This window comes from Kitasatospora sp. NPDC048722 (assembly GCF_040650235.1).
Lineage (GTDB): Bacteria > Actinomycetota > Actinomycetes > Streptomycetales > Streptomycetaceae > Kitasatospora.
Genome location: NZ_JBEZGX010000058.1, coordinates 1 through 21,106 on the forward strand (window position 1 = coordinate 1; position 21,106 = coordinate 21,106).

A 21,106-nucleotide genomic window follows, 5' to 3' on the forward strand; every position below is an offset into this window, starting at 1 on the left:
CGCTGTTGAGTTCTCAAGGAACGGACACTTCCTTCGAGCCGCCTTCCAGCGGGCCCTCCGGGCGCTTCGTTCTTTCGTGTTTCCAGCTTATCAGATGTTTTCCGCTCCGTTTTCCGGAGTTTCATTCATCGGATTTGCTTTCCGCTTTCGTTGCCCCGGTCTCCCGCGGCGACTCCGGAACTGTACGGGGCCGGGGGCGCCCCGTGCAAATCGTCCCGCCCTGCTGTCGCAGGACGGGACGATCCGCTGGTGGAGCGCCGTCAGGCGCGGCCCATCTCCTCGGCGATGGCCGCCGCGAAGGCGTCGATGTCGGCCTCGGTGGTGTCGAAGGCGCACATCCAGCGCACCTCGCCGGTGTGCTCGTTCCAGAAGTAGAAGCGGTACCGCTTCTGCAGCCGCTCGCTGACCTCCCGCGGGAGGATCGCGAAGACCGCGTTCGCCTGGACCGGGCGCACGATCTCGACGCCGTCGATCTTCCGGACGGCCGCCTCCAGGCGGCTGGCCATGGCGTTGGCGTGGCCGGCGTTGCGCAGGTAGAGGTCGCCGGAGAGCAGTGCCTCGAACTGCACGGAGACGAAGCGCATCTTCGACGCGAGCTGCATCGAGGTCTTGCGCAGGTACTTGATGTTGCGGACCCGCTCGGGGTTGAGCACCACGACGACCTCGCCCAGCAGCAGGCCGTTCTTCGTGCCGCCGAACGACAGGACGTCGACGCCGACGTCCGTCGTGAAGGCGCGCATCGGCAGGCCGAGCGAGGCTGCGGCGTTGGCCAGGCGGGAGCCGTCGACGTGGACCAGCATGCCGAGCTGGTGGGCGTGCTCGGTGATCGCGCGGATCTCGTCGGCGGTGTAGAGGGTGCCGAGCTCGGTGCTCTGGGTGATCGAGACCGCCAGCGGCTGCGCGCGGTGCTCGTCGCCGAAGCCCCAGGCCTGCTGGTCGAGCAGTTCGGGGGTGAGCTTGCCGTCCGGGGTCGGGACGGTGTGGAGCTTGATACCGCCCATCTTCTCCGGGGCGCCGCCCTCGTCCACGTGGATGTGGGCGGACTCGGCACAGACGACCGCGCCCCAGCGCGGGAGCAGCGCCTGGAGGGCGACCACGTTGGCACCGGTGCCGTTGAAGACCGGGTAGGCCTCGGCCTTCTCGCCGAAGTGGCGGCGGAAGACGTCCTGCAGGTGCGCCGTGTAGTCGTCCTCGCCGTAGGCGACCTGGTGGCCGCCGTTGGCGAGCGCTATCGCGGCGAGGACCTCGGGGTGCACGCCGGCGTAGTTGTCGCTGGCGAAGCCGCGGACGGCGGGGTCGTGCCGCCGTACCGCGTCCGTGCGGATGGAGTCGTTCATCGGGCTGTCAGCCACAGGTGCTGTCCGTTCAGTTCTGCTGCGGGGCGGTCCCAGAGGCCCGCCAGGTGAGTGGCGAGGTCAGCCGTGTCGGTGAAGCCGGCGAACTTCGCATCCGGCTTCTCTGCCCGCATCTCCGGGCTGACCAGCGCCTTGATCACCAGGATGGCAGCTGCGGCGGTGGGCTCGCCGTCGGCCGAGGTGGTCTCCTTCTTGAAGGAGTCGGCCATGGCGAGGGTCCACGCCTCGGTGGCGGCCTTGGCGGCCGCGTAGGCGGCGCCGCCGGCGGTGGGCTTGTGGGCCGCGGCGGCCGAGACCATCGCGTACCGGCCGGCGGGGCTGCGGACCAGCGCGGGCTGGAAGGCCAGCGAGGTGTGCTGGAGGGTCCGCACGACGGTGTCGTGCAGGAAGTCCCAGTCGTCGAGGCGGGTGTCGAAGAACGTCTTGCTGCCGCGCCAGCCGCCGACCAGGTGGAACAGACCGTCGACGTGGCCGTGCTCCGCCTCCAGGTGGTCGGCCCAGTCGTGGACCTCCTGCGGGTCGAGCAGATCGATCACCTGGCCGCTGACCTTCGCTCCGCGCACGGCGACGCGGGTGGCGTCGAGGGCGCTCTCCAGCCGGACCGGGTCGATGTCGGCACCGATCACGGTGGCGCCGTCGGCGGTCAGGCGGCGCAGCACGGCCTGGCCGGCCGGGCCACTGGCTCCGGCGACGGCGATGACCTTGCCGGCCAGCGGGGCGTTGGAGGTGGTGGTCACGCGGCGGCTCCCTTGATTCCGATGCCGGTGATGCCGGCGGTGGCGGCGATGACGCCGCCGAGCTTCTTGGACAGGGCCTCGTAGAACATGCTCAGCGGGAACTCGTCCGGGAGCACCGCGTCGCACAGCGCCTTGTTGAGGGCCTTGCCGTCGGTGATGTCGAGCGGCAGCGCGTCGGCGCCCTTCGCCCAGGTGGAGGCCGGGTGCGGGGTGAGGTAGCGCGAGACGAGCTGGTAGGCGGCGATCCAGTGGGCCGGCTTGGGCCGGTCGATGCCGTCGCGGTACAGCGTCTCGATCTCGGCGCAGAGCTCGTTGGTGACCTGCGGGGCGCGGTCCCAGTCGATGGTGAGCCGGTTGTCGCGCCAGCGCAGCGCGTCGTGCTTGTGCAGGTAGGCGAAGAGCAGCTGGCCGCCCATGCCGTCGTAGTTGCGCACGCGGTCGCCGCTGACCGGGAACCGGAACAGGCGGTCGAAGAGGATCGCGTACTGGACGTCGCGGGCGTGCTTGTTGCCCTCGGCCTCCAGCTGCACCGCCTCCTTGAAGGTGGTGAGGTCGCAGCGGAGCTCCTCCAGGCCGTACATCCAGAACGGGCTGCGCTGCTTGATCATGAAGGGGTCGAACGGCAGGTCGCCGTGGCTGTGGGTGCGGTCGTGGACGAGGTCCCACAGGACGAAGGTCTCCTGCGCGCGCGCCTGGTCCTCGAGCAGCCCCTCGGCGTCGGCCGGGATCGCCAGGCCGAGCTGCTGGACGGCGCTGGTGGTGACGGCGCGGAAGCGGGCGGCCTCGCGGTCGCAGAAGATGCCGCCCCAGGTGAAACGTTCCGGCGCCTCGCGCACGGCGACCGTCTCGGGGAAGAGGACGGCGGAGTTGGTGTCGTACCCGGCCGTGAAGTCGGTGAAGGTGATCGGGACGAACATCGGGTTGTCGAAGCGCGTGCGCTCCAGCTCGGCCAGCCAGTCGGGCCACACGACGCGCAGCAGGACGGCTTCGAGGTTGCGGTCGGGGTTCCCGTTCTGCGTGTACATCGGGAAGACCACGAGGTGCTCGAGGCCGTCGACGCGCTGGTCGGCGGGCTGGAAGGCGAGCAGCGAGTCCAGGAAGTCGGGCTCCCGGTAGCCGGTGTCGGCCCACTTGGCCAGGTCGGCGTCGACGGCGGCCAGGTAGGCCTCGTCGTGCGGGAAGAGCGGGGCCAGCTCGGCGACCGCGCTGCGAACGGTGGCGACCAGCGGATCGACCGTGTGCCGCTGGACGGCGGCCAGGTCGATCGAGCCGTCCTTGGACTGCAGCGGGCGCAGGGTCTCGACGGCCTCCTTCAGGCGCAGCCACGCCGGGTGGCCGGCGAGGGTCGAGACCGGGGCGTCGGCCGCCACAGCGAGCCTTGGCGAAAGATTCTGCATCGTGGACTCACTTCGACAGGAGGTTTTCGATGGAGACACCATAGATACGAAAGGTTCTCCTGTTCAAGGGGGCTCCGATCGGAGAACCTCCGGTGGTGGGGGGTTCCGGGGGCGCCGCGACCGGATGTCCGGCATGTGGACGCCGCGGTGGATGTTCTGGACACGGGCGCCGTCGGGATGCGAACCTCCCGCCATGCTCCCGGCGGTGATCACGATGACCGAGCGGCACGACGGCCTGTTCCGGGTGCCCTCTCGTTGTCACGCCTGCCGTGGCACGCGCGGCTGTTGCTGCCGCCGCCGCTGTCGCTGATCCGCCGATCCACTCGCTCGCCGATCCGCCGATCAGGCCCGGAGGGCACCGCGGACGCGGGCCCGTACGCCGACCATGCCGCGTGTGTCCCGGCGCCGCCACCGGGGGAAGTGACCCGCCGGGTCCGCGGCCGCCTCCGGCCCCGGCCGCCGCATCTCCTGTCCTGCCCGGCCTTCCTTCCCTGGAGCCCTGCCATGACCGACCTCCGTCTCCGCCCCGGCCGCCGCAAGTCCGCCGCCCTCCCCGTCGCCGCGCTGCTGGCGGCCGCTGCCGCGCTGACCGCGTGCGCGCCGCAGGACGCCAAGACCGACGGGACCGCGGCCTCGGGCACGTCGGGCACGTCGGGCGGCTGCGCGCCCGGGGCACTGGCGACCCGGACCGCCGGCACGCTGACGATCGGCACCGACAAGCCCGCGTACGACCCGTGGTTCTCCGAGGACAAGCCGGAGAACGGCAAGGGCTTCGAGTCGGCGGTCGCCTACGCGGTCGCCGACAGGCTCGGCTACCCCAAGGAGAAGGTGACCTGGGTGGTGGCACCGTTCAACAAGGCCACCTCGCCCGGCCCGAAGGACTTCGACTTCGACGTCAACCAGGTGTCCGTCAGCGCCGAGCGCAAGCAGGCGGTGGACTTCTCCTCCGGCTACTACGACGTCCGACAGGCCGTCATCGCGCTCAAGAACTCCAAGGCCGCGAACGCGAAGAGCATCGCCGACCTCAAGGGCGCCAAGCTCGGCGCGCAGGTCGGCACGACCAGCCTCGACACCATCACCAGCACCATCAAGCCGAGCATCCAGCCGGCCGTCTTCGACTCCAACGACCTGGCCAAGGCCGCGCTGAAGAACGGCCAGGTCGAGGCGCTCGTGGTCGACCTGCCGACAGCCTTCTACATCACCGGCGCCGAGGTGCCGGAGGCTCAGGTCGTCGGGCAGTTCGAGAGCGCGTCGCAGGGCGAGCAGTTCGGACTGGTGCTGGACAAGGGCTCCCGACTCACCGGCTGCGTGTCGCAGGCCGTGGACGCGCTGCGGGCGGACGGGACGCTCGCGAAGCTGGAGAAGCAGTGGCTGTCCGACGCCGTCTCGGCACCGGTGCTGAAGTGAGCGGCGGTGTCGAGGTCGGTGGCGGCGCCGAGGTCGGTGGCGGCGCCGAGGCCAGCGGCGCGGCCGGCCGGAAGGTGGGCGCACGGGACAGCGGTGCGTCCGGCTGCGGGGCGGACGACGGCTACCGTCCGTCCGAGCGCCGGCTCGCCCGGGACGCCTACCGCCGCGGGCGGGCCCGGCGTTCGGCCCTGATCGCGGGCTCGTCGACGCTGCTGACGGCCGTCGTGCTGTACCTGCTCGTCGTCAACTCCCCCGGCTGGGAGGTGACTCGGCGGACCTTCTTCAACCTCGACTACGCCCGGCAGGCGCTGCCCGAGGTCCTGACCGGGCTTCGGCTCAACCTGGAGCTGATGCTCGGCTGCGGCGTGCTGATCCTGGTGTTCGGCCTGCTGCTGGCGGTGCTCCGGACCCTGCGCGGCCCGGTGTTCCTGCCGGTTCGGCTGCTGGCCACCGTGTACGTGGACTTCTTCCTCGGCCTGCCGATGATCATCTGCCTGCTGGTGATGATCACCGGGGTGCCGGCGCTGCGCCTCACCGGGGTGACCACCGATCCCCTGCTGCTCGGCGGGGCGGCTCTGGTACTGACGTACTCGGCGTACGTGTCCGAGGTTTTCCGCGCGGGGATCGAGTCGGTGCACCCGAGCCAGCGGGCCGCGGCACGCTCGCTCGGGCTCACCAACACGCAGGCGATGCGGTACGTCGTGCTGCCGCAGGCGGTGCGGAGGGTGGTGCCGCCGCTGATCAACAACCTGGTCAGCCTGCAGAAGGACACCGGGCTCGTCTCGATCGGCGGGGCGATCGACGCCGTCTACGCGGCGAAGATCATCGCTTCCCGGTCGTTCAACTACACGCCGTACCTGGTCGCGGGGCTGGTGTTCATCGTGCTGACCATTCCGCTCACGCGGTTCGCCGACTGGCTGACCGCGCGCATGAACCGTCGGCAGGTCCAGGGGGGTGCGGTGTGAGCGGGGTGAGCGTTGTGAACGGGGACCCGGTGGCGGCCGGAGCGGACGTGCTGCGGCTGGAGTCGGTGCGCAAGACCTTCGGCTCGCAGGTGGTGCTGCGCGACGTCGACCTCGCCGTGGCCGAGCACTCGGTGACGGCGCTGATCGGGGCGTCGGGCTCGGGCAAGTCCACGCTGATGCGGTGCGTGAACCTGCTGGAGGGCGTCGACGACGGCGCGATCTTCCTCGACGGCGAGGACATCACCGACCCGCGGACGGACGAGGACGCCGTCCGGCGCCGGATCGGTGTCGTCTTCCAGGCCTACAACCTGTTCCCGCACATGACGGTGCTGGAGAACATCACGCTGGCGCCGCGCCGGGTGCACGGGCTCGGACGGGCCGAGGCGGAGGCGAAGGCGCTGGAGCTGCTGGACCGGCTCGGGCTGGCGGCCAAGGCGAAGGAGTACCCGGACCGGCTCTCCGGCGGGCAGCAGCAGCGCGTCGCCATCGTGCGGGCGCTGGCCACCGGGCCGCGGCTGCTGCTGCTCGACGAGATCACGGCGGCGCTCGACCCGGTGCTCGTCGGGGAGGTGCTGTCGGTGGTGCGCGATCTGAAGGAACAGGGCATGACGATGGTCCTGTCGACGCACGAGATGGGGTTCGCACGCGAGGTGGCCGACCAGGTCTGTTTCCTGGATGGCGGGGTGGTGCTCGAACAGGGGCCGCCGGAGCAGGTGTTCGGCGATCCGCGGGAGGAACGGACCCGGCGGTTCCTCAGCCGGATCGTCGCCTCGGGGCGGCTTCAGGGCTGAGACGGGCCGCGCGGGGGCGGGCGGGATCCGGCGGGATCTGGCGGGGTCCGGCGGGATGGCGGGTTCCGGCGGGATCTGGCGGGGGCTCGTCGAGGCGAGCTCAGGGCGTTCGCGGGAACGCACTCCGCTGGTCACCACCGTGCGCCCCTGCACGCGCCCTGGCCTCTCGGGAGCGGGAGCGGTGATCGTGGACAGGACGAACGCCGCAGAGTACGGGTGACGGCGAACAGCTGACAGGTTTCAGATGACAGATTTCGTCATCTGTCATCTGAAACCTGTCAGCTGTTCGCCGCTCGCCGTCCTCCCGCGCCCCAGGAGGCCGCCGTTGCACGGACCCACCCTGGTCAACTGGCTCCTCGCCCTCCTCACCGCCACCGCCGGGGCCTACTGCCTGACCCGCCTCCGGCACGCCCCGGGGGGCCCCGGCTCCCCGCCCGCGCCGCACTCCGCCTGCGCGCCCGCGACCACTCGCCCAACGGGCACCCGCCGGCTGCTCGCCCGTGAAGCCGACGCCGCCGAGGCGCTGATGGGGCTCGGCATGGCCGGAATGGCCGTCACCGGCGCCGCCGTCCCGGCGCCCGTCTGGGCCGGGCTGTTCGGCGTCCCCGCAGCCGTCTTCCTGCTCGCCGCCGCCGGTGCCCCGGACCACCGCGGACACCGGCTGCACCACGCGATCGGCGGCCTCGCCATGACCTACACGGCCCTCGCCATGACCGCCTCCCCCAGCCATCACCACCACGCCCCGAGCACCGGCGCCCCACTGCTCACCGGCGCGCTGCTGGTCTACTTCGGCGCCTACTCCCTGTGGGCCGGCACCCGGCTCCTCCACGCCCCCGGTGGAAGCGTCACCGTCGGCACGGCGGGCCTCCCGCAGGCCTGCCGGCTCACCATGGGCATCGGGATGTTCGCGATGCTCCTGACCATGTGACCTCGCCCCTCCCCGCCCCGCCCCCACTCCGTCCCCCGCCCCGACCACACTCCGCGTGCCCTGGCCGAGCCGCACCCGGGACCAAGGTCCCCGGGGCCGCGTGGCGTTGGTCACTGGCCGGCCGAAAGCCGTGCCACCGGGCGTCGCCACCGCATAGGTTGGCGAGGAGCGCGCTGTCGCGCTCCGTGCGTACTCGGGGAGCCCATGCGATGACTGCCCTGATCGGCCTGCTGCTGCTCGGCCTGCTGCTCTCCACCGCCGTGCCCCGGCTGCTCGCCCGGGCCCGCTGGGTGGAGCGCGAACCCGTGCTGGCGCTGCTGGTGTGGCAGTGCCTGGTCGTAGCCGTCCTGCTGTGCTGCGCCTTGAGCCTGGTTCTGGCCGCCTCGGCAGCGCTGCCCGAACTGCGCGCGCTCGTGTTCGCCGGCGCACCGCACGGGGTGGAAGCGGCGTACGGGCTCCAGGACGCCGAGGGCTGGGGCCGGCTCTGCGCGGCGGTGCTGGCCGCGGGCGGGTTGCAGACGGTACTGGCGGTCACCCGCGAGGTCCGTTCGGCGAAGGCTCTGCGCAACCACCGTCACGCTCAACTCTCCGACCGCGCTCCCGAATTGCCGGAGGCCATCGCGGCCGCCCGAAGCCGTCGGGAACGCCTGGTGGTACTGGAGAACGTCCGCCCGGAGGCCTGGTCACTGCCCGGCCCGAACTCCCGACTGGTGGTCACCACCGGAGCCCTCCAACAGCTGACCGCGCGGGAGTTGGCGGCCGTACTGAGCCATGAGCGCGGGCACGTCCGCGCCCGGCACGACTGGCTCGCTCAGGCCGCTCAGGCACTCGCGTCCGGATTCCCGGGCGTCCGGGTGTTCAGCACCTTCCGGGACCAGGTAGGCGAGCTGGTCGAGCTGGCGGCCGACGACCGCGCGGCCCGTCGGCACGGACGGCACACCACCGCCCTCGCGCTCGCCGAACTCAACCTGGGCCGCGGGGTGTTCGGCTCCTGTCCGCCGGGCCTCGCACAGTCCCCGAAGCGGGTGGACCGCCTGCTCGCGGGCCGCCCCCGGCTGTCCGTGCCGCACCGGCTCCAGCTCACCGCCGCCGCGCTCGCCGCGCCCGTGGCCGTCGTGCTGCTGGCCGCCGCGCCGGGCCTCGTCTCGCAGTTCTAACCCCGTCGACCCGCCGACTCCTCAGGCGATCTGACGAAACGTCAGCATCAGGACCCGCACGGGCCGGTGACCTCACCGCCGAGCGTGCGCGCGAGCACCTCGCGATGGAGCGGACGAGCCTGCCGATAGCGCTCGCGCCCCTCGTCCGTGAGGACGATCAGGATGCCGCGGCGGTCGTCCACGCACATCTCGCGCGTCACCAGGCCCGCCTTCTCCAGCCGGCCGATCAGGCGGGACAGCGCGCTCTGGCTGAGGTGGACGACGTCGGCGAGCTCCTGGACCCGGAGCCGGTGACTGCGGTCCACCGAGCAGCCCTCGACCAGGCGTTCCAGCACCTCGAACTCGCTCATCCCGAGCCCGTGCCTCTCGCCCAGCTCGCGGTCGAGCGCGCAGGAGGTCTCGGCGTGCCGGGCCAGCAGTTCGCGCCACTGCGCGACGAGACCGGCCTCCGCCGGGGAGTCGAGTTCAGCCACGGCGCCACCCTATCACCGTTACCGCAACTTATGCGTTTACATCTTATTCACTTGCATTGATTGCACATGCATGTAATCTCCTCCCCATGACCACCGCGACAGTCACGTCACCCGACGCACCGTCAACCGGCGTACAGGCCTGGACCCCCCGCCTCTGGGGCACCCTGTTCGTCCTCTGTGCCGCAATCTTCCTGGACGCCCTGGACGTCTCCATGGTGGGAGTGGCCCTCCCGTCCATCGGGTCCGAACTGCACCTCTCCACCTCGACCCTGCAATGGGTGGTCTCCGGCTACGTTCTCGGTTACGGCGGCCTGCTCCTGCTCGGCGGACGGGCGGCCGACCTGCTCGGCCGCCGCCGGGTGTTCCTCGTCGCCCTGGGCGTCTTCGGTGCCGCCTCCCTGCTCGGCGGACTGGTCGACGACGGCGCGCTGCTGATCGCCGCCCGCTTCCTCAAGGGGACCGCCGCCGCGTTCACCGCCCCGGCCGGCCTGTCGATCATCACCACGACCTTCCCGGAGGGCCCCGCCCGCAACCGGGCGCTGTCCATCTACACCACCTGCGCAGCCAGCGGCTTCTCGCTCGGCCTCGTGCTCAGCGGCCTGCTCACCTCGGTCGGCTGGCGGTGGACGTTCCTGATGCCCGTCCCGGTCGCGCTGATCGCCCTGCTCCTCGCCGTCCGCCTGCTCCCCCGCCCGGTCGAGGAGCGCACCGAGGGTGGATACGACGTCCTCGGCGCGATCACCGGCACGCTCACCGTCCTGCTGCTCGTGTTCACCGTCACCGAGGCACAGGGCGCCGGCTGGCTCAGCCTGCGCACGCTCGGCTCGTTCGCCGTGGTCGCCGCCCTGGCGGCCGCGTTCCTGGTGACCGAGAGCCGCGCCGCGCACCCGCTGGTCCGGCTCGGCATCTTCCGCAACGGCGCGGTGGCCCGGGCCAACGTGATCGCCTTCACGATGACCGGCGCCTACGGCGGCTTCCAGTTCATCGTGACGCTCTACCTCCAGCACCTGCTCGGCTGGTCGGCACTGGAGATGGCCCTCGGGCTGCTGCCGGCCGGCGCGTTCATCGCCCTGTCCGCGCCGTTCATGGGCCCGATCGTGGACCGCTTCGGCACCGGCCGGCTGCTGCCCATCGGCGTCCTGTCGCTGACCGCGGCGTTCGCGATGTTCCTGCGGCTGGACGAGCACAGCTCTTACCCCGCGCTGGTCCTGCCGTCGATGCTGCTGCTCGGCGTCGGCTTCGCGCTCGCCTTCCCCTCCGTGAACATCGCCGCCACCGACGGCGTCGCGGACGAGGAGCAGGGCCTGGCCTCGGGCCTGGTCAACACCGCGATCCAGGTCGGCACCGCCGTCGTGCTCGCCGGTGCGACCGCGATGATCACCGCCGGGAGCGCCGGCGGCGACAGCCCGCAGGCGCAGCTGGACGGCTACCGGCCTGCCCTGCTGTTCGTCACGGCGGTCGCGCTGCTCGGGTTCCTGATCGCCCTCGTGGGCGCGCTACTGGAGCGCCGGAAGAAGGCAAATCCCGTGTCGGTCCCGGACTATGACTACACGTCACGGCCTTTCGAGCCGGCCGACCGGGCCGGGGTACTGGCCGAGCGCTGACCGCTTCCGCCCGCGCCGAGCCACCCACGCGAAAACAGCACCGGACTGTACCGGACCACGCCGGACCGCATCGCGCCGCGTCGAGCCGCGCGGATGTCCGCCCCCGGACAGTGCCGCCGGCTCCACCAAACCCCCGTGTTGGTGGAGCCGGCCGTCTTCGTATCGGCCGCCCCCGCACCAGCCGCCCGTGCGCCGCTCGTCAACGCGGTTCCACGGATCGGCCGTCAACTCCCCCAGTATATTGGCCGGGAGCCAACGAACGTTCGGAGCAGTCACGATGGCACCTCGCGGGGATTCGGTCAACGAGGAGATGCGTCAGCGGTCGCGCCGGCGCATCATGCGGGCCACCGTCGAACTGGTCGACCAGCACGGATACGCCGGAACCACGCTGAGCGACATCGCCGAGCGCGCCGGACTCGCGCGCGGGCTGCTGTCGTACTACTTCGACGGCAAACGGCTGCTCATGCAGTCAGCCACGCACCGGATGATGCACCAGTCGCTCAGCAGCGCCCTGGCCGAACTCGCGCCGGACGCGACGCCCGAGGCCCGGCTGGCCCGCGCCATCGACGCGGTCCTCGGCCTCGCCCTCGACCACCCACGGGTGATGCGCTCCCACCTGGCGCTGATCCTCGACCCGGACACCGGTTCCTTCGTCCAGGACCCGGAGCAGCAGCAGCTCGGCGCGATCCTCCAGGGCCTGCTGCGGGAGTGGGGCGCGCCGGATCCGGCCGCCGAGCACGCGGTGCTGCGCAGCGCGCTCATGGGCGGGTGCATCGGCGTCCTGCTGCCGGGCGCGGAACTGCCGTTGGCGCCGATCCGGGCCGACCTGTTCCGGCGCTACGGGCTGCCGTGGGAGCTGGGCCGCCCCCCGCAGCCGCTGCCTCCGGAACGCGAACGGCCGCCGGCCCGCGGCTGACGGCGGGTGGGCGGCGACGGGTGCTCATCGGTGGCCGGTCCGGGCGGCGGGCCGACACGGCCCGCGGTCCGGCCGTTCGGGCCCGGACGCCCAGGCCCCTCCGGGCAAAGGCTCAGCGTTCCTTCAGGATCGAGGCGAGCAGGTCTATGGTGCGCTCGGGCGTGAGGCTGTCCACGCAGAGCCGCTCCATGACCTGGATGTAGGCGTCCACGTCGTCCCGCTTGTCGAGGTAGAGCGCGCTGGTGAGCTGCTCCAGGTAGACGACGTCGGCGAGGTCCTGCTCCGGGAAGCGCAGGATCGTGAACGCGCCGGACTCACCCGCGTGCGCGCCGAAGCGGAACGGCATGACCTGGATGACGACGTTGGCCTGCTCGGCGACGTCGATCAGGTACTGGACCTGGCCGCGCATCACCTTGGGTCCGCCCACCGGGCGGCGCAGCGCGGCCTCGTCGATGACGGCCCACAGGCGCGGGTTGTTGCCCTCGGTCAGCAGCTTCTGGCGGCGCAGGCGGAGGCTGACCCGCCGTTCGACCTCCTCCTCGCTGATGACCGGCCGACTCTGACCGAAAACAGCTCGCGCGTACTCCTCGGACTGCAGGAGTCCCGGGATGAACTGCACCTCGTACGTGCGGATCAGCTGCGCGGCCTCCTCCAGGCCGACGTAGGTCTGGAACCAGCCCGGCAGCACGTCGTTGAAGCTGTGCCACCATCCGGACTTGTTGGCCTCGCGGACCAGGCCGAGCAGGGCCTCCCGCTCCAGGCCGTCATCCACGCCGTAGAGGCTGAGCAGGTCGGCGACGTCGCGCTCCTTGAAGCTGACCCGGCCGAGCTCCATGCGGCTGATCTTGGACTCGGAGGCGCGGATCGCGTAGCCGGCGTCCTCGCGGGTGATGCCGCGCGCCTCTCGCAGGCGTCGCAGCTGTGAGCCGAGGAGGATCCGGCGGACCATCGAGCCGCCGCCCGGCTGAACTGTGGTCATGCGGTCGAAACCTCCACCTAGGGCAAACAGCGCACAGTCTGCCATCAGTTGAGCGCTCACGGTGCCGATACTGACGGATGTTCCTATCAGTTCTGCACTCCGCACACCAGGATGCACGTGCATCCGGCGCTTGCATATGCCAATAGTGCGACTGCACGTGAATCGACTCTTGCATCTGCAGTGAGCGCAGAGGACCATGGTGCACGTGCACCTGCACATCCCTGGCAATCCCGCGGGCTCCGCGTCGACCCCACGCGCGACTCCGTGCACCAGCCCGGCAGCGTCCCCCACGCCACCGGGCCTTCGTGTGCGCGCGCGCCTCGTCGAGGAGGGGGCCGTGCGGCCGAGCGAGTCGGAGGTGACCGGCATGACCCCGGCGGGTCCAGCCGTGTCCGCCCCCTTATGGGAGGAGCTCTTCATGGGCACCGGTACGGCTTTGGCGGTTGACCCCCACGTGGTCACCTGTACGCTCGCTCCTCGCTTCGAAGCCGTCAGAACCGCACGTGACTTCGCCCGGACCGCTCTGCAACGCTGGGGGCTGATGGAGCTGTTCGACGACGTCGCGCTGGTCGCGTCGGAACTCGTGACCAATGCGCTGCGGCATGCGATCGGCGCACGGCCCGACCCGGTGGGCGGCGCCCTGGGCGAGTACGACTTTCCCACACAGCCCGGCGGTGACGGCAGGCTGCCGATCCGAATAAGCCTCGTGCACCGCGCGCCGCAGATCGTCTGCGCGGTCAGCGACCCGAGCAGCATCGGCCCGGTCGCCCGGGAGGCGGACTTCGTGGCCGAATCCGGCCGCGGGCTGCACCTGGTGGACTCGTTCAGCCACTCCTGGGGCTGGCACCCCCTGGGCGGCGGCAAGGTCGTCTGGGCGCTGTTCGAAGCCGAAGCCCGGGCCGCGACCCCCGAACTCGGTGGCCGGCACCGTCGCTCCGCCTAGCGGCGGACGGGCACGCACCCCCGCAGCGCGGGCACGCGTCCCCGGCTCGACGGACACCCCGGGAGGACCGAACCCCCGGGAAGAAGTGGCAGTTCGCCCCGGCCGAGCTCGCGCCGGAGACCCCTGGGCCCCCCGCAGCACACCCGCAACGACCAGTTGGCCCCCGACGCCCGACGGGCCGGCAGTGCACGGGACAGCCGGGACGGCAGCGCACGGGACGGCGGCGGAACCCGCGCAGAGGCACCCCGCCGAGCACGTGACCGAGCGCGTGACGAAGCGCGCGGACGACGGCGGGGCCGAGCCCGCGAAGAAGACAAAGGCCGCCGTGGTGTCAGCACCCACGACGGCCCCCCGATGGCTCCGGGTGCGGAGCGGTGGCCGGACCGGCGGACGTCCGGTGAAGCGGCCGGACGGCCCGGTGAACGGCCGGATGGACGCCCGGTCAGGCGGACAGGTGATCGAACTCCCCGTCCTTGGCCCCCAGCAGCATCGCGGCGATCTCGGCCCGCGTGTAGATGAGCGCCGGACCGTCCGGGAAGCGCGAGTTGCGCATCGCCACGTCGCCCCCCGGCAGCGCGGCGAACTCGACGCAGTTGCCCTGGGAGTTGCTGTGCAGGCTCTTCTGCCAGACCACTCCCTCCAGCTCGGTGGCGGCCATCCCGTTGTAGGGACCGTACGAGCCGCCCAGGTCCTGCGATTCGTGCGAGTCGTGCATAGAAGTCTCCCGAAGAGCCCCGGAGTTGTGGTCCAGCGCGGCGCTCCCGGCACCCGCCGAACGAACGGGCCGGCCCCGTACCAGCCCGGCACAACGCCTCACTTGACGCGATGATAGCCGTTGTGCACGTGCATCAGCACGAGACGGTGCAGGTGCACGAGGCCTTTCACCGGCCGACCTGAACCCTTCACGGACCCTTCTCCTGACGGTACGTAAACGGACATAGTGGACCGAACCGGCCGGCTCCCGATAACCGGCCGTGAGCGGCTCCCCGCTGAATGTTGATCTTCGAAAGCCGGGAGTCGCGCACTCGTGACCCTCCGTCAGACCGCCCGTCGACTGTGAGACATCTCACGTGCCACGGGTGCAACGTGACGCCCCACCGGGCACGTCTCCAGGAGATACCGGCGGACGCGCGGGGGTTGGGCCAGGTATGTCCGGAATGTGACCTAATGACCGCTGATCGACCCGCGCACGCGAGACCTCCGCGCGCCGCGCACACCACGCTCGCTCGAAACCGGCACGGCAGCCGACTGCAGCCCTGACGGGCCGATGTCCTACGATCTCCGCCATGAGCACCGCAGCCATCCCGGGCGCGCCACTGCCCGTTCGCACTCCAGGCTCCCGTGCGCGGGGGCGCCACCGTCGCCCCGAGCGCCCCGAGATCCCGGCCGGCTCCCCGGCCCTGGTGCTCGCCGTGCCCGCGACCGCCGGGCCCGAGTCCCGCTCGGTCGTCGAGGAGCTGCTCTCGATCGTCCGCAGCGAACAGAACGGCGTCCAGACCGCGGTGGGCTACCTCCCCGGCGACGGCACCGAGGGCGCGGACGGCACCGAGCGCAGCATCGGCGAGCTGCTGGCGGCCGCCGCCGAGGCCGGCGTGCCGGCGCCGATCCTGGTACCGCTGGTGCCCGGCCCGCACGACTTCCTGCCCGAACTCCACGCGCTCGCCGCCGAGTACGGCGCCCACGTCACCGACGTGCTGGGCCCGCACCCGCTGCTGGCCGAGGCCGTCCACGTACGCCTGTCCGAGGCCGGGCTGGCCCGCGCCGACCGCGCCCGTCTGTTCGCCATCGCGACCGCCGCGGACGGCGTCGTGCTGACCACCGTCGGCGGCGAGGACGCCGCGGCCGCCGCCGGCATCACCGGCGTACTGCTGGCCGCCCGCCTGGCCGTCCCGGTCGTCGCCGCCGCGCTCGACGTGCCCGGCTCGGTCGCCGCCGCCGTCGCGCACCTCAAGGAGACCGGCTCGCAGCGCCCCGCACTGGCCCCGCTGGTGATCGGCCCGGAGGCGGACTCCGAGCTGCTCGCCACGGCCGCCGAGGAGACCGGCTGCCCGTCCGCCGCGCCGCTCGGCGCCTACCAGACGGTCGGCCAGCTCATCGCCTCGCTGTACCTGGCCGCGCTGCCGGCGCCGTCCGCGGAGGCCCTGGCCGCCGCGCAGGCCGAGGCCGAGGCGGCGGAGGCCGCCTCCGAAGGCTCCCGCGCGGCCCACGCGGCCGGCGGGACGGCCTCCGGGGCGACCGGGGAGGCCGCCGGCGAGTAGCCGCCGACCGCACGTACGAAAGGGCCCGGAACGACCGCGTTCCGGGCCCTTTCGGCTTGCGGCGTAAGGGAATTAAGGACCGAATGTGCGAGATGTCCGTTCTGTGATTGTTTGCGATCGGGTGATTGTCCGTCATGCGAATCCTGAGAGCCTGCCAGTTGTGCACATCCGCAGGTTTATTGCGAGAAAACGATCATTTTCGATCTTGAAGAAGGAAAGTTTTGGTGGCTTTCCATAATCCGTGATGCGCATCACAGGTATTTGCAGTTCGAACTTAAGTCTGCTTAACGTGCTCCCCGTTCGTGACCACACGGACCCAGCACATCCGCAACGCCGAGTCCTGCCGTCGGGTGCGCTGGAAGCGCGAAAACGCACCACGGCAGGAGCGGGGGACCCACAGGTAAGTCGCCCCGGACCGCTCCACGGAACGGTCCTGGGCTAGGGGTGAAGCCGCGCCACAGCGCGGCCGGGCAACTCCGGCCCGAATCCGACAGCTCACCTCGCAGGCGTGGGAGAGGACCGCGTCTTCATGCTGCCCACCAACGGCTCTCGCCTGTCCAGCCGCACCCGCCGTGTGATCGCCGCCCTCGGCGTCGCGGGCGTCGGCCTCACCATCCCCTGCCTCACCACCGGCACCGCCTCCGCCGCCTCCGTCGCCACCTGGGACAAGGTCGCCCAGTGCGAGAGCGGCGGCGACTGGAGCATCAACACCGGCAACGGCTTCTACGGCGGCCTGCAGTTCACCTCCAGCACCTGGGCCGCCTTCGGCGGCACCTCGTACGCCCCGCAGGCCAACCAGGCCACCAAGGACCAGCAGATCGCCGTCGCCGAGAAGGTCCTCGCCTCGCAGGGCCCGGGCGCCTGGCCGGTGTGCTCCGTCCAGGCCGGCCTGACCGCGGGCGGCGCCCCGGCCGCCGTCGACACCTCCGCAGGTGCGAGCACCGCGAAGGCCGCCCCGGCCGCCAAGCCGTCCTCGAAGCCCGCCGCCAAGCCCGCCGCCCCGGCGCAGGACCAGGCGCAGGCCCCGGCCGCCGCCGACTCCGCCAAGGGCACCTGGACGCAGAAGCGCCAGGACTGGGCCCAGGGCGGCGCCCAGACCAACGCCTCGGACTACACCGTCGTGGCCGGCGACTGGCTGTCCACGATCGCCGACAGGCACAACGTCAAGGGCGGCTGGCAGCGCCTGTACGAGCTGAACCGCGGCACCCTGACCGACGGTCCGAACACCATCTACCCGGGCCAGCACCTGTCCCTCGGCGACTCCGCCCAGGCGCCGGCCGGCCAGTCCGGTGACTTCAACTGGTTCAACCGCTCGCAGAAGCCGGGCCAGTCCTCCGCCGGGAACGCCGTGAACGCCCAGCCGGCCGCCGAGGCCCAGACCCCGGCCGCCAAGCCGTCCTCGAAGCCCGCCGCCCAGGCGCAGACCCCGGCCCCGGCCGTCACCGGCTCGATGGCCGCCGCGGTCGACTTCGCCAAGGCTCAGGTCGGCCAGGCGTACGTCTACGGCGGCACCGGCAACGGCGGTTGGGACTGCTCGGGCCTGACCCAGGCCGCGCTGCGCGCCGCGGGCATCTCGATCCCGCGCGTCGCCAACGACCAGGCCGCCGCGAGCACCCACGTCTCGCTGGACAGCCTGCAGCCGGGCGACCTGCTCTTCTGGTCCAACAACGGTCAGGACTCCGGCGTCTACCACGTCGCGATCTACATCGGCGGCGGCCAGTACGTCGAGGCCGCCAACCCGAGCTCGGGCGTCCGCCTGCAGACCATCGCCAACTGGGCGCCGGACTTCGCCGGTCGCGTCTGAGGATCCTTCCGGAACCCTCCCGCCGGGGACGGGTGACGGATCGCGGATGACAGCGAACAGCTGACAGATAACAGATTTCATCATCTGTTATCTGTCAGCTGTCACCCGCCCGCCGCCCCGGGGAGAGACTGGTCGCTCTCCCCGGGGCTTCGGCGTCCCCGCACCCGAGATCCGCGCCGCCTCCCCGCGCACGCCCGCCGCTCCGCGCCTCGGAGCGTTCGCGTGGTCAAACCCCGGCCCAGCGGGCATGCTGCTGCTCCGCACCCGAGGAGGAGTCACCCATGGCCCAGGTCACCGTCACGCTCGACGCGAACCTCGCGATCGACGCGATGATGCTCTCCGGTACCAAGAGTCCCCAGGACGCCGTCGAACTGATCCTGCGCGACTACCTGGCCCGCGGTCGCCGCACCGAGACCCGCACCGGCGACACCGCCGACGGCCACCGCGTCACCTCCGACCGCCCGGCCGTCCAGGAGGGCTGACCCCGGCCCGGCACGGCACTCGCGGCCACTCGCGGCACGGCGCAGCCCAGCCCGGCACAACCCACCAGAGCCCGGCAGAGCCCGGCACGGCATGCCGAAGGGCCCCGGAGAGCAACCGCCCTCCGGGGCCCTTCACACTGCCTTCGCCGGCCTCAGCGCGCGCAGGCCCCCGTGGAGCCGCGCATGACCAGCTCCGGCTGGAACATGAACTCCCCACGCTGGGCGGCGTTTCCGCCCACCTCCTCCAGCAGCGCGTCCACCGCCGCCGTCGCCATCGCCTCGACCGGCTGGCGGATCGTCGTCAGCGGCGGCTCGGTGAAGGCGATCAGCGGCGAGTCGTCGAAGCCGACCACCGACACGTCCTGCGGCACCGACAGCCCCCGCTGCCGCACCGCCCGGATCGCCCCGAGCGCCATCATGTCGCTGCCGCACACGATCGCCGTGCACCCCTTGTCCAGCAGCGCGCCCGCCGCCGCGTGCCCGCCCTCGACGCTGAACAGCGTGTGGTGGACCAGCTCCTCGGCCTCCTCCTGCGTCCGCCCGAGGACGGCGCGCATCGCGGCCGTGAAGCCCTCGATCTTGCGCAGCACCGGCACGTACCGCTTCTGGCCGACCGCCAGCCCGATCCGCTCGTGCCCGAGCTCGGCGAGGTGCTGGACGGCCATCCACATCGCGGCCCGGTCGTCCGGCGAGATGAACGGCGCGTCGATCCGCTCGCTGAAGCCGTTGATCAGGACGAACGGCACCCCGCGCCCGGCCAGCCGGGCGTAGCGGTCGTGGTCGGCGGTGGAGTCGGCGTGCAGACCGGAGACGAAGACGATGCCCGCCACCCCCCGGTCCACCAGCATCTCGACCAGTTCGTCCTCGGTGGACCCGCCGGGCGTCTGGGTGCACAGCACCGGCGTGAAGCCGTGCCGGCTGAGCACCTGCTCGATGACCTGCGCGAGCGCGGGGAAGATCGGGTTGCTGAGCTCCGGTGTGATCAGCCCGATCAACCCGGCGCTGCGCTGGCGCAGGCGGGTGGGCCGCTCGTACCCGAGCACGTCGAGCGCCGCCAGCACGGTCTGCCGGGTGGCGGCGGAGACGTTCGCCTTGCCGTTGAGTACGCGGGAGACGGTGGCTTCGCTGACCCCCGCCTGCGCCGCGATGTCTGATAGTCGCGCCGTAGTCACGGTCCCAGAGCCTATTGCAACCACGTCAGACCGCCCACCAGCCGGTGCTGTCCGGTGCGAGCACCGTCTCGCCGCCGTCCACGACCAGCTCCGCCGAGGCGAGCAGCAGCTTCCCGGGGGCCGGTATCCGCACCGGCTCGGCGCCGGTGTTGACCGTGCAGACGAAGGAGCCGCGGCGGAAGACGAGCGTGCCCTCCGGGGCGTCCAGCCACTCGACCCCGGTGCCCGCGCCCAGGTCGGGCTGCGCCCGGCGAACGGCGAGCGCGCTGCGGTACAGCTCCAGGGTGGAGGTCGGGTCGCCGGTCTGCGCCTCGACGCTGAGCTCGGCCCACTGGGCCGGCTGCGGCAGCCAGGACGGCCCGCCGGCGACCGGTCCGAAGCCGTACGGCGCCTCGGTGCCGGACCACGGGATCGGCACGCGGCAGCCGTCGCGGTAGCCGTCCTGTCCGGCCTGGCGGAAGAAGGACGGGTCCTGGCGGACCTCGTCGGGCAGGTCGGTGACGTCCGGCAGGCCGAGCTCCTCGCCCTGGTAGACGTAGGCGGAGCCGGGCAGCGCGAGCATCAGCAGGCTGGCGGCACGGGCCCGGCGCAGGCCGAGCGCGCGGTCACCGGGGGTGCGGATCTGGGTGCCGAGGCCGGGCTCGTTGGCGAAGCGGGTGGCGTGCCGGGTGACGTCGTGGTTGGAGAGCACCCACGTGGTGGGGGCGTCGACCGGGCGCATCGAGTCGAGCGAGACGTCGATCACCTCGCGCAGCGCGGCGGCGTCCCAGTCGGTGCCCAGGTACTGGAAGTTGAAGGCCTGGTGGAGCTCGTCGGGACGGACGTAGTTGGCGGTGCGCTGGACGGTCGGGGTCCAGGCCTCGGCCACGCCGATCCGCTGGCCGGGGTACTCGTCGAGGATCTTGCGCCAGCTGCGGTAGATCTCGTGCACGCCGTCCTGGTCGAAGAACGGCATGACGTCGTTGCCGAGCAGCTTGAGCTGGTCGGAGCCGCCGAGGTCGGGCAGGCCGGGGGCCTTGACCAGGCCGTGGGCGACGTCGATGCGGAAGCCGTCCACGCCCATGTCGAGCCAGAACCGCAGGATCGAGCGGAACTCGTCGGCGACGGCCGGGTTCTCCCAGTTGAAGTCGGGCTGCTCCGGGGCGAACAGGTGCAGGTACCAGTCGCCGGGGGTGCCGTCGGGGTTCTCGGTGCGGGTCCAGGCCGGGCCGCCGAAGATGGACTCCCAGTCGTTGGGCGGCAGTTCGCCCGTCTCGCCCTTGCCGGGGCGGAAGTGGTAGCGCTCGCGCAGCGGGGACCCGGGGCCCTCGCGCAGGGCGCGCTGGAACCACTCGTGCTGGTCCGAGGAGTGGTTGGGGACGAGGTCGACGATGATCCGCAGGCCCAGCTCGTGGGCGTCGCGGATCAGCGCGTCGGCGTCCAGCAGGGTGCCGAACATCGGGTCCACCGCGCGGTAGTCGGCCACGTCGTAGCCGGCGTCGGCCTGCGGGGAGGCGTAGAAGGGCGAGAGCCAGACGGCGTCCACGCCGAGGTCGCGCAGGTAGGGCAGGCGGCTGCGGATGCCCGGCAGGTCGCCCATGCCGTCGCCGTTGGAGTCGGCGAAACTGCGCGGGTACACCTGGTAGATGACCGCGTCCCGCCACCAGCCTCTGGACGCGCTGACGTTCGCCTCGTGAGCGGTGTCGGCGGCGGGCCGGGAGGTGTCGGCCAGGTTCTGGGTCATGGACGGAATCCCTCG

General features: G+C 71.8%; 19 protein-coding genes and 1 riboswitch. Of the genes, 11 read left to right on the forward strand and 8 right to left on the reverse strand.

All coding sequences use genetic code 11. The features are described from left to right. Window positions 1–260: 260 nt before the first annotated feature. The 3 genes from AB0C76_RS32335 to AB0C76_RS32345 are packed head-to-tail and all read right to left on the reverse strand — an operon-like array spanning window position 261 to window position 3,489. Complete coding sequence (locus AB0C76_RS32335; RefSeq protein ID WP_359972505.1) at window positions 261–1,337, reverse strand: low specificity L-threonine aldolase; 1,077 nt, start codon at window positions 1,335–1,337, stop codon at window positions 261–263. After that, the gene (locus AB0C76_RS32340) at window positions 1,334–2,092 is read right to left on the reverse strand and encodes an SDR family NAD(P)-dependent oxidoreductase (protein ID WP_359972426.1); all 759 of its coding nucleotides are present in this window, start codon (window positions 2,090–2,092) and stop codon (window positions 1,334–1,336) included. Before AB0C76_RS32340 ends, AB0C76_RS32335 begins: the two co-directional genes overlap by 4 nt. Continuing rightward, window positions 2,089–3,489, reverse strand: coding sequence for a DUF6421 family protein (locus tag AB0C76_RS32345; RefSeq protein ID WP_359972428.1), 1,401 nt, complete (start codon window positions 3,487–3,489; stop codon window positions 2,089–2,091). Before AB0C76_RS32345 ends, AB0C76_RS32340 begins: the two co-directional genes overlap by 4 nt. Window positions 3,490–3,993: 504 nt before the next feature. On the opposite strand from AB0C76_RS32345, the gene AB0C76_RS32350 reads away from it, so the two are divergent. From AB0C76_RS32350 to AB0C76_RS32370, 5 genes are all read left to right on the forward strand, one after another. Continuing rightward, window positions 3,994–4,896 carry an ABC transporter substrate-binding protein gene (locus AB0C76_RS32350; protein ID WP_359972430.1) on the forward strand — a complete coding sequence of 301 codons (903 nt, stop codon included), beginning with the start codon at window positions 3,994–3,996 and terminating at the stop codon, window positions 4,894–4,896. Window positions 4,897–4,970: 74 nt separating this feature from the next. Continuing rightward, window positions 4,971–5,861, forward strand: a complete 891-nt coding sequence (locus AB0C76_RS32355) for an amino acid ABC transporter permease (protein WP_359972507.1) — start codon at window positions 4,971–4,973, stop codon at window positions 5,859–5,861. A gap of 5 nt (window positions 5,862–5,866) precedes the next feature. Next, a complete protein-coding gene (locus AB0C76_RS32360) occupies window positions 5,867–6,652 on the forward strand; it encodes an amino acid ABC transporter ATP-binding protein (protein WP_359972432.1) in 786 nt (261 codons plus the stop codon). Between the two features lie 325 nt (window positions 6,653–6,977). Continuing rightward, window positions 6,978–7,580: a DUF5134 domain-containing protein gene (locus AB0C76_RS32365; RefSeq protein ID WP_359972434.1), complete on the forward strand. Its 603-nt coding sequence runs from the start codon at window positions 6,978–6,980 to the stop codon at window positions 7,578–7,580. 209 nt (window positions 7,581–7,789) lie between these two features. After that, the gene (locus tag AB0C76_RS32370; protein ID WP_359972436.1) at window positions 7,790–8,737 is read left to right on the forward strand and encodes a M56 family metallopeptidase; all 948 of its coding nucleotides are present in this window, start codon (window positions 7,790–7,792) and stop codon (window positions 8,735–8,737) included. A gap of 47 nt (window positions 8,738–8,784) precedes the next feature. On the opposite strand, the gene AB0C76_RS32375 is transcribed toward AB0C76_RS32370, so the two are convergent. Then, a complete protein-coding gene (locus tag AB0C76_RS32375; protein WP_359972438.1) occupies window positions 8,785–9,210 on the reverse strand; it encodes a MarR family transcriptional regulator in 426 nt (141 codons plus the stop codon). A gap of 86 nt (window positions 9,211–9,296) precedes the next feature. On the opposite strand from AB0C76_RS32375, the gene AB0C76_RS32380 reads away from it, so the two are divergent. After that, entirely contained in the window at window positions 9,297–10,814 is a 1,518-nt protein-coding gene (locus tag AB0C76_RS32380; protein WP_359972439.1) for an MFS transporter, read from the forward strand. A gap of 310 nt (window positions 10,815–11,124) precedes the next feature. Beyond that, window positions 11,125–11,730: a TetR family transcriptional regulator gene (locus tag AB0C76_RS32385; RefSeq protein WP_359972441.1), complete on the forward strand. Its 606-nt coding sequence runs from the start codon at window positions 11,125–11,127 to the stop codon at window positions 11,728–11,730. Window positions 11,731–11,842: 112 nt separating this feature from the next. On the opposite strand, the gene AB0C76_RS32390 is transcribed toward AB0C76_RS32385, so the two are convergent. Further along, the gene (locus AB0C76_RS32390) at window positions 11,843–12,709 is read right to left on the reverse strand and encodes a helix-turn-helix transcriptional regulator (RefSeq protein WP_329930454.1); all 867 of its coding nucleotides are present in this window, start codon (window positions 12,707–12,709) and stop codon (window positions 11,843–11,845) included. 418 nt (window positions 12,710–13,127) lie between these two features. On the opposite strand from AB0C76_RS32390, the gene AB0C76_RS32395 reads away from it, so the two are divergent. After that, a complete protein-coding gene (locus tag AB0C76_RS32395) occupies window positions 13,128–13,652 on the forward strand; it encodes an ATP-binding protein (RefSeq protein WP_359972443.1) in 525 nt (174 codons plus the stop codon). Between the two features lie 442 nt (window positions 13,653–14,094). Here AB0C76_RS32395 and AB0C76_RS32400 read toward each other — a convergent pair whose 3' ends face one another. Further along, complete coding sequence (locus tag AB0C76_RS32400; protein WP_359972445.1) at window positions 14,095–14,367, reverse strand: DUF397 domain-containing protein; 273 nt, start codon at window positions 14,365–14,367, stop codon at window positions 14,095–14,097. A 571-nt stretch (window positions 14,368–14,938) separates the two neighbouring features. On the opposite strand from AB0C76_RS32400, the gene AB0C76_RS32405 reads away from it, so the two are divergent. The 3 genes from AB0C76_RS32405 (at window position 14,939) to AB0C76_RS32415 (ending at window position 18,196) form a co-directional block, all read left to right on the forward strand. Next, entirely contained in the window at window positions 14,939–15,910 is a 972-nt protein-coding gene (locus tag AB0C76_RS32405) for a hypothetical protein (RefSeq protein WP_359972447.1), read from the forward strand. Between the two features lie 362 nt (window positions 15,911–16,272). Next, window positions 16,273–16,432, forward strand: a riboswitch (cyclic di-AMP (ydaO/yuaA leader). Further along, the gene (locus tag AB0C76_RS32410) at window positions 16,419–17,714 is read left to right on the forward strand and encodes a transglycosylase family protein (protein ID WP_359972449.1); all 1,296 of its coding nucleotides are present in this window, start codon (window positions 16,419–16,421) and stop codon (window positions 17,712–17,714) included. Its footprint overlaps the riboswitch before it by 14 nt. Window positions 17,715–17,995: 281 nt before the next feature. Next, window positions 17,996–18,196, forward strand: a complete 201-nt coding sequence (locus AB0C76_RS32415; RefSeq protein ID WP_359972451.1) for a hypothetical protein — start codon at window positions 17,996–17,998, stop codon at window positions 18,194–18,196. Window positions 18,197–18,348: 152 nt separating this feature from the next. Here AB0C76_RS32415 and AB0C76_RS32420 read toward each other — a convergent pair whose 3' ends face one another. Together AB0C76_RS32420 and AB0C76_RS32425 are read right to left on the reverse strand one after the other, a co-directional pair. Further along, on the reverse strand, window positions 18,349–19,368 hold the full coding sequence (locus tag AB0C76_RS32420; RefSeq protein ID WP_359972453.1) for a LacI family DNA-binding transcriptional regulator: 1,020 nt from the start codon (window positions 19,366–19,368) through the stop codon (window positions 18,349–18,351). A gap of 25 nt (window positions 19,369–19,393) precedes the next feature. After that, window positions 19,394–21,091 (reverse strand): glycoside hydrolase family 13 protein, encoded by a 1,698-nt coding sequence (locus tag AB0C76_RS32425; protein ID WP_359972455.1) that lies wholly within the window; start codon window positions 21,089–21,091, stop codon window positions 19,394–19,396. Window positions 21,092–21,106 lie beyond the last annotated feature (15 nt).

Excerpts from the sequence above, each read along its gene's own strand:
- AB0C76_RS32335 (WP_359972505.1), bottom strand. The coding sequence starts at position 1,337 with ATGAACGACTCCATCCGCACGGACGCGGTACGGCGGCACGACCCCGCC.
- AB0C76_RS32345 (WP_359972428.1), bottom strand. The coding sequence starts at position 3,489 with ATGCAGAATCTTTCGCCAAGGCTCGCTGTGGCGGCCGACGCCCCGGTC.
- AB0C76_RS32350 (WP_359972430.1), top strand. The coding sequence starts at position 3,994 with ATGACCGACCTCCGTCTCCGCCCCGGCCGCCGCAAGTCCGCCGCCCTC.
- AB0C76_RS32370 (WP_359972436.1), top strand. The coding sequence starts at position 7,790 with ATGACTGCCCTGATCGGCCTGCTGCTGCTCGGCCTGCTGCTCTCCACC.
- AB0C76_RS32380 (WP_359972439.1), top strand. The coding sequence starts at position 9,297 with ATGACCACCGCGACAGTCACGTCACCCGACGCACCGTCAACCGGCGTA.
- AB0C76_RS32385 (WP_359972441.1), top strand. The coding sequence starts at position 11,125 with ATGCGTCAGCGGTCGCGCCGGCGCATCATGCGGGCCACCGTCGAACTG.
- AB0C76_RS32390 (WP_329930454.1), bottom strand. The coding sequence starts at position 12,709 with ATGACCACAGTTCAGCCGGGCGGCGGCTCGATGGTCCGCCGGATCCTC.
- AB0C76_RS32395 (WP_359972443.1), top strand. The coding sequence starts at position 13,128 with ATGGGCACCGGTACGGCTTTGGCGGTTGACCCCCACGTGGTCACCTGT.
- AB0C76_RS32400 (WP_359972445.1), bottom strand. The coding sequence starts at position 14,367 with ATGCACGACTCGCACGAATCGCAGGACCTGGGCGGCTCGTACGGTCCC.
- AB0C76_RS32405 (WP_359972447.1), top strand. The coding sequence starts at position 14,939 with ATGAGCACCGCAGCCATCCCGGGCGCGCCACTGCCCGTTCGCACTCCA.
- AB0C76_RS32415 (WP_359972451.1), top strand. The coding sequence starts at position 17,996 with ATGGCCCAGGTCACCGTCACGCTCGACGCGAACCTCGCGATCGACGCG.
- AB0C76_RS32425 (WP_359972455.1), bottom strand. The coding sequence starts at position 21,091 with ATGACCCAGAACCTGGCCGACACCTCCCGGCCCGCCGCCGACACCGCT.